At 80.2% G+C, this 781-nt stretch carries 1 pseudogene; it reads left to right on the forward strand.

The window, feature by feature from the left end:
* Positions 1 to 781, forward strand: a pseudogene (locus ACOV8S_RS31025) (hypothetical protein); the annotation flags it as partial.

The raw sequence follows: 781 nt of genomic DNA on the forward strand, positions 1-781 counted from the left end.
GTGCGGGGGAGACCCCGCCGATCTACGTGCCGCGACCGCCGGAGGACGACGGCTCGCTCCCCGACGGTGGCATCGCGGTGCCGCTCCCGGAGGAGAACCCCGGCCCCGTGCCGCCCGGCGACCCGGTCCCCGTCCCGCTGCCGGACGACGGCCCCGGCGGCCTGCCGGGAGGCGACGACGGTCCCGGCGGCCCCGGCGGCGGATCCGGCGGCCAGGACCCGGCCCCGGCGCCCACCGGATCCGTCTGGCCCGCCGACCCGGCCACCCAGAGCCGCGCCCTGGCCGAACCCGCCCTCGACGCCTGGCTGGCCGGACTGCTTCCCGACCCGGCCGGCCTCACCCTCACCGTCCGGCTGACCGACGGCGGCACCCGAACCGTTCCCCTCGCCGGACTGCCGCTCTCCCCGCTCGACCTGCTCGCCCTCGGCCTCTCCCCGGACGCCCTGCCCGGCTCCGACCTCGAACGCCATCTCCTGCAGCACGCCGACACCCGGCTCGCCGCCGAGCAGACGGCCGCCCGCCCGGTCGCCGTGGTCGCCGAGGAGGACGGACTGGGCATGCTCCTGGAGACCGTCCGCGCCGCCCGTGAACTCCTGCGCACCGCACGGCCCTTGCGCCCCGCCGACCTGGCCGCCCCGGAGTCCGTGCCCGCCGGGGAGGACGGGACCGTACCGGACGGCGCCGAGTCCGCCGACCCGGCCCTGACCGCCCGGGCCCTGGCCGTCCGCGCCGTCGCCGACCAGGCCGCGGCCGACCTCGCCTCCCCGGCCTCCCTCCCCGC

Source organism: Streptomyces sp. CO7 (assembly GCF_053474865.1).